This window comes from Rhizobium freirei PRF 81, from assembly GCF_000359745.1.
Lineage (GTDB): Bacteria > Pseudomonadota > Alphaproteobacteria > Rhizobiales > Rhizobiaceae > Rhizobium > Rhizobium freirei.
The window spans coordinates 46,247-52,449 of sequence record NZ_AQHN01000003.1; the positions used below are offsets into that span (position 1 = coordinate 46,247).

Sequence of the window (6,203 nt, forward strand, 5' to 3'; positions counted from 1 at the left end):
TCCCGTCGAGAAAGGTACAAACCATGCTTTTCGGCAAGACCATTCTGATCACCGGCGTCGCCTCCGGTATCGGCGCGCGTACCGCGGAACTGGCCGGGCAAATGGGCGCTGATGTCATCGGCGTCGATGTCCGCGAGCCGACCCAGGCGGGCGCCGCCTTTATAAAAGGCGACATCTCGACACCCTCCGGCGTTGCGGAAATCGTCCAGCAGCTGCCCAGGCGCATCGACGCGCTTGCCAATGTCGCTGGCCTCTCGGGCAGTACCGGTATTGTGGCAACGCTGGCGGTGAATTTCTACGGACTGCGCGCGCTGACGGAAGCGGTGGCGCCGCGGCTTCGCGAAGGCGGAGCTGTGGTCAATGTTGCCTCCATTGCCGGCTATGGTTGGCGCGCAAATCTCGAGCGGGCCAAGACATTGACCGCTATCGAGAGTTTTCCGGACATCGAGAGCCTCGCCACCAAGTACGGCCTGAAGGACGAGGAAGGCTATCCTCTCTCCAAGGAACTGCTTCTGCTCTGGACGATGCGCGCCGCCCACCAGCCGCTATTCAAGGAGCACGGCATCCGCGTCAATGCCGTGAGCCCCGGCCCGGTCGAAACACCTATCCTCAAACAATTCCGCGCGGTCCTCGGCGACGAACGCGTCGACAGCGACATTAGCCGCGTCGGACGCGCCGGAACCTCGGCCGATATCGCTCCCGCCATTCTCTTCCTCTGCTCGGATGGCGCTCGCTGGATCAACGGCACCAACCTCGCCACCGACGGCGGCCTCGAGGCCTCCATCAACGCCTCGGTTCTCGGCTTCTAGCTTTCGCTTTCATCAGGAGACAGACATGACTATTTCGCTTCTCGTCAACGGCGTGGATCGCCCCGCGGCCAGCGGCCGGACGTGTGACCGCATGAATCCCTTCACCGGAGAGCTCGCGACCCGCTCGGCCGCCGCCGGCCTCGATGATGTCACAGCAGCGATCGATGCTGCATCGGCCGCCTTTCCGGCCTGGTCGAAGACCGGACCGGGCCAGCGTCGCGCGATCCTGATGAAGGCGGCCGACATCATGGATTCCAAGGTCGACGAATTCACCCGGCTGATGATCGAGGAGACCGGCGCCACCGCGCCCTGGGCCGGTTTCAACGTGATGCTCGCTGCCAATATCCTGCGCGAAGCCGGCGCGATGACGACGCAGATTGCCGGCGAGATCATCCCCTCCGACAAGCCCAGCACGCTCGCCATGGGCGTTCGTCAGGCCGCAGGCGTGTGCCTCGCAATCGCCCCCTGGAACGCCCCCGTCATTCTCGGCACCCGCGCCGTCGCCATGCCGATTGCCTGCGGCAACACGGTCATCCTCAAGGCATCCGAACAATGCCCGGGCACACATCGCCTGATTGCGACAGCACTGACCGAGGCTGGCATGCCGGCAGGCGTCATCAATGTCATCACGAATGCACCGGAAGACGCGCCGCAAATCGTGGAAGCGCTGATTGCTCATCCGGCCGTTCGCCGCGTCAACTTCACGGGCTCGACCAAGGTCGGCAGGATCATTGCCGAACTCACCGGCCGGCACCTGAAGCCGGCACTTCTGGAGCTCGGCGGCAAGGCGCCCCTCGTCATTCTGGATGACGCGGATATCGATGGCGCGGTGAATGCCGCAATCTTCGGCGCCTTCATGAATCAGGGCCAAATCTGCATGTCGACGGAACGCATCATCGTCCACCAGGCGATCGCCGACGAATTCGTCGCCAAGCTCGCGGCGCGTGCCGCAAAACTTCCGGCGGGTGACCCACGTGGCCATGTCGTACTGGGTTCCCTCATCAGTCTCGACGCGGCCAGGAAGATGGAAGTTTTGATCGCCGACGCTGAGGCCAAGGGGGCAAAGCTGGTCGCCGGCGGCAAACGGACGGGTACGGTCGTCGAGGCAACGCTTCTCGATCACGTCACGCCTGCCATGCGGGTCTATTCGGAGGAGTCCTTCGGGCCGGTTAAGCCGATCATCCGCGTGGCGGACGAGGATGAGGCCGTGCGCGTCGCCAATGACACCGAATATGGGCTGTCGTCGGCAGTCTTCAGCCGTAATGTCGAGCGAGCACTCGCTGTAGCGACCCGCATCGAGTCGGGGATCTGCCACATCAACGGTCCGACCCTGAATGATGAAGCGCAGATGCCGTTCGGTGGCGTGAAGGGCAGCGGCTACGGCCGCTTCGGCGGCAAAGCCGCCATCGCCGAATTCACCGACCTGCGCTGGATCACCATCGAAGATCCGGCTCAACACTATCCCTTCTGACAAAACAGGTGGCAATCATCCAAGCGCCGGCCAATACCTGGATGCCCTATTGGCCCGGCGCTTCGGAGATCGTCGCTGGGAGAGTAACGATCCTTCGGAATGACGTTATTGAAACGGGCGCCGAATAGACCGGCCCATTGGTATCCGGAGTATTTTCCCTGCTGGCGAAATCGGCACGAGCTTGCAAATTGGCGTTGATCCGATCAGGGCGTGTGCCGAAGAAAGATGTCGATGCAGAGGGCGAAGGCGTTGTCTTTCGATCTTCCCACCGCGTTACCGCGGCAATCGCTATCGCTCTGGCATGCCGCACCGTCAGCCCGCAAAATGGATCGATCAAAATTGTTCTTGAGTACGGCCGCCCTGATGGCATTTGCCCCATTACGCAGTCGAAGCTCTCGAAAGATACTGAACCGGAAACCTCCTGTTCCTTAGCTCAGTCGCCCCAGAGAGAAAACAGCGGTATCGCGGCAAGGTCATCGCCAAATGGGAGGATTTTATCATCGTCGGACAAGACCCACCCAACTTTGAAGGCGTTGCCGGTGACCGAGGCGAGTTTACGCAAGCCTTTGAAATCGGCTGCGGTCACCGTTGCCGCGGCCTTAACTTCAAATTCGCCTATGTTGCCGCGTCATCTTCGATGAGCGATATCCACCTCGTCTTGGTCCTTGTCTCGATAGTGATGATAAGTTGGTTGCGCGCGAACCCCCGGCTCCCTTAAGCCGCCACCCGTAACAAATTGCAATATTTCCTGACACATCGCTATAATTCCTTCTGCTATGGACGGCCGAGGATATGATCTGCGAGATTTTCCTTCGAAAGTCATCGATCGCCGGTTGCTCTCGGCCCATCTCCTAGGCCTTTTAGGCAGTGTAAGATTTGCCCCCGGCACATGGATAACGGGCGGACGATCAGGATCTACAAACATGGTTGCACACATGAGGATGGTCGAGCCTTCACATCACATTCTTGTCGTCGAAGACGACGACGAGATCGCAATCATGTTGGTCGAGCTCATCAAGGACCACGGCTTGCGCGCCTTGCCTGTGCGAAGCGGTGCGGAGATGGACAAGATATTGCAAAGGCACTCCTTCGATCTCGTAATCCTCGATGCCATGCTGCCCGGAGAGGATGGTTTCAGCATCTGTCGGCGCTTGAGGTCGGCCGGAACGATCCCGATCCTGATGCTGACTGCGCTCAGGGAAGATATCGATCGTATAATCGGCCTCGAGCTCGGAGCGGACGATTATGTCATCAAGCCGTTCAACCCGCGGGAACTCGTTGCCAGGATCAAGGCGCTTCTTCGCAGAGCTTCGTATGGTACTGAGACGGCAGAGCGAAAACCGCTCGCGAAAATGACCTTTTCAGGCTGGGTGATCGACCCAAGAAGCAGGCGGATCGTGGATCCGGAAGGCGCCGAAGTACTGATGACAACATCCGAATTCGATCTCCTGCTGGCCTTCTGTCACAATCCAAACCAGATTCTGACCCGTGAACAGCTATTGTCGATGACGCATGCGGGAACGGCTGGCCCAGTCGAGCGCAGCGTGGATGCTCAAATCAGCCGTCTTCGCCAGAAGATAGAGCCGAACCTCAAGGAGCCGGCCTTCATAAAGACGGTGCGGCTTGGGGGCTATCTTTTCGCTTCAGATGTCGAGTATCTGCGGTGAGGTGGCTATCTCAATCATCCGTCCGCACACAGATCGCCATTCTCACCGCTTTGCTTGCAGCCGTCGTCACGACCATAGCGGCCGGAACAGAACCGTTCGTGCGCAGCCGGTTCGACAAAGGCGTCGAAGTCGGCCTTTTTGCCGGCCGCATTGAGACCATCACCAAGGAATTCGCCCTTTCGACAGACAAAACGCAAGGGGATGCAGTCCTTTCCAGATTCAGGGCGCAAGGCGTTAACGTCTGGAGAGCGGCCGGCGAACAGACGGCCGATCCGCCGGTCACCGCACGTGATATTCCCGCGGCAGTGCGCCGGCTGCTCGATTACAATATCTTTTTCGACCCCTATGGCTTCATGGGTTGGAACAATCCGAAGACTTTGACGGTCAGCGCCGGGGATGGCAGTCTGGTGTTTGCCTTGCCCGAGTTTTCCACGACACGATGGATCTTACCCGCTGTCTTCGGCAAACTTGTCCTGATTATTGTTCCCGCTGCAGTTCTGGCAATTCTAACCGCATGGTTGATCGGCAGGCCAATCGTCGATCTGGCGATAGCGGCCGAACGTGTCCGCTCCGACGACGAGCTTGACGAACCTTTCGAGGTTAGCGGCTCGGCGGAACTGCGCAGCCTCGCAACATCGCTCAACCTCATGCGCAAACGCGTCCGCGAACTCATGGCCGGACGCACCCGCATGCTGACATCCATCAGCCACGATCTGCGCACGCCCTTGACGCGGCTCAGAATGCGCGCCGAGCGTTGCGATCGGGCAGAGCTGCGACAACAAATGCTCAGGGACATTGATGTGCTTTCCAGCATGATCAACGAAAGCCTTGCTTATCTCGGGGGCGAAGTCGAAGCTTTGAAGAAAGTCGAGCTGTCCAGTCTCCTGCAAACCGTGACCGACGACTTTGCCGATACCGGCATCGATGTCACTTTCACCGGCCCGCGGCGCCTGCCCTATATTTGCAAGCCGCGAGCGCTATCAAGAGCCGTATCGAACCTGATCGACAATGCCTCTCGCCATGCCGGCAGCATCGATCTTGCGCTTGTGGAGGAAGAAGACGGTTCGGTCGTCATCACGGTTGCGGATAACGGCCCTGGAATAGCCGACGAATTGAAGCTCCAGGTCATGGAGCCCTTTTTCAAGGCGGACAAGGCGCGCTCGACGAGTAAGAACAGCGGTTTCGGTCTCGGCCTTTCCATTGCGCATGGGATCATCACGGTCGGCCATCGAGGCAGTTTTGAACTGCGCGATCGCAAGCCGCACGGCTTGGCTGTCGTGATACGACTGCCCGCCAATTCGGGCATCGGCAACGCCGCAGCATCTTCATAAAAATCCGAACACAACGCAACAAAGGCAAACCTTACAAGGAGAGCGCATAAACGATCCAGGAGCTCTCCATGAAGTCCATTCCCGCATGCCTCGCATTGGCGGCCATTTCTCTTGCCGCAGCAGGCTGCGCCACCTCCGAACCCATGGTCTATCAGGGCCTCGCATCCGCGGCACAACTGAGACCTGATCCGAGCGACAGTTCGGGGCGGGCGCCGTTCAGCTATAAGGTAGTCGTGAACTGGAGCCAGTATGACAAGATCATCGTGGAGCCTGTCAGCATCTACAGAGGCAAGGACAGTCAATTCGCGAACCTGCCCGAAGAGGACAAGCAGAAACTCGCGCGCTATATGCACGACAAGTTCGGCGAAGTGCTCGCCCAACGCTACGTGATGGTTGCCACCCCCGGCCCCACGACGCTGCGCCTTCGCTTGACGCTTGCCGGTGCGGAGACAACCAATCCCGTGCTCGGCCCGGTCTCGCACGTCGATATTGCCGGCGGCCTCTACAACACCGTGCAGGCAACGCGAGGAAAGCAAGGATCGATGACCGGCTCGGCGACCTATGCGGCGGAGATCTATGATTCGACATCCAACCGCCTCCTGCTTGCCTATGTCGCCAAGCAATATCCCGGTGCGCTCAATCTCGGAGCGTCGTTCGGAAGTCTGAAGGCCTCCTATGTTGCAATAGACAAGGGTGCTTCCGATCTCCTAACTCGGACTAGGTAGCCGGCTGCGGAGCCCGGCTACGTAAACTAAAAAACAACTAGGTGGCAACGCCCCGCTAATCGTTTTCAATGACGCTGACATCGACAAGCCCGTCGACGGTGCGATTGCAGCAAAACTCCGCAACGCCGGCCAAACCTGCGTCTGCGCAAATCGCATCTACGTTCAAACCGGAACCTATGACGAATTCACCAGACGCTTTG

At 59.3% G+C, this 6,203-nt stretch carries 6 protein-coding genes and 1 pseudogene; all 7 read left to right on the top strand.

All coding sequences use genetic code 11. The features are described 5' to 3' along the window. The first annotated feature begins 23 nt into the window (after window positions 1-23). Window positions 24-809: a coniferyl-alcohol dehydrogenase gene (locus RHSP_RS00900; RefSeq protein ID WP_004107509.1), complete on the top strand. Its 786-nt coding sequence runs from the start codon at window positions 24-26 to the stop codon at window positions 807-809. A gap of 25 nt (window positions 810-834) precedes the next feature. Continuing rightward, complete coding sequence (locus tag RHSP_RS00905; RefSeq protein WP_004107511.1) at window positions 835-2,280, top strand: aldehyde dehydrogenase; 1,446 nt, start codon at window positions 835-837, stop codon at window positions 2,278-2,280. Between the two features lie 188 nt (window positions 2,281-2,468). Then, window positions 2,469-2,921 carry a hypothetical protein gene (locus RHSP_RS34450; RefSeq protein WP_157385276.1) on the top strand — a complete coding sequence of 151 codons (453 nt, stop codon included), beginning with the start codon at window positions 2,469-2,471 and terminating at the stop codon, window positions 2,919-2,921. A gap of 282 nt (window positions 2,922-3,203) precedes the next feature. After that, window positions 3,204-3,947, top strand: a complete 744-nt coding sequence (locus tag RHSP_RS00910) for a response regulator (protein ID WP_004107513.1) — start codon at window positions 3,204-3,206, stop codon at window positions 3,945-3,947. Further along, window positions 3,944-5,278 (top strand): HAMP domain-containing sensor histidine kinase, encoded by a 1,335-nt coding sequence (locus tag RHSP_RS00915; RefSeq protein ID WP_004107517.1) that lies wholly within the window; start codon window positions 3,944-3,946, stop codon window positions 5,276-5,278. Before RHSP_RS00910 ends, RHSP_RS00915 begins: the two co-directional genes overlap by 4 nt. Before the next feature lie 68 nt (window positions 5,279-5,346). Further along, window positions 5,347-6,003, top strand: a complete 657-nt coding sequence (locus RHSP_RS00920; protein ID WP_004107527.1) for a DUF3313 domain-containing protein — start codon at window positions 5,347-5,349, stop codon at window positions 6,001-6,003. 34 nt (window positions 6,004-6,037) lie between these two features. After that, a pseudogene (locus tag RHSP_RS33290) lies at window positions 6,038-6,203 on the top strand (aldehyde dehydrogenase family protein); the annotation flags it as partial.

Coding starts and splice junctions, on each gene's coding strand:
- RHSP_RS00920 (WP_004107527.1), top strand. CDS start 5,347: ATGAAGTCCATTCCCGCATGCCTCGCATTGGCGGCCATTTCTCTTGCC.
- RHSP_RS00900 (WP_004107509.1), top strand. CDS start 24: ATGCTTTTCGGCAAGACCATTCTGATCACCGGCGTCGCCTCCGGTATC.
- RHSP_RS00910 (WP_004107513.1), top strand. CDS start 3,204: ATGGTTGCACACATGAGGATGGTCGAGCCTTCACATCACATTCTTGTC.
- RHSP_RS00905 (WP_004107511.1), top strand. CDS start 835: ATGACTATTTCGCTTCTCGTCAACGGCGTGGATCGCCCCGCGGCCAGC.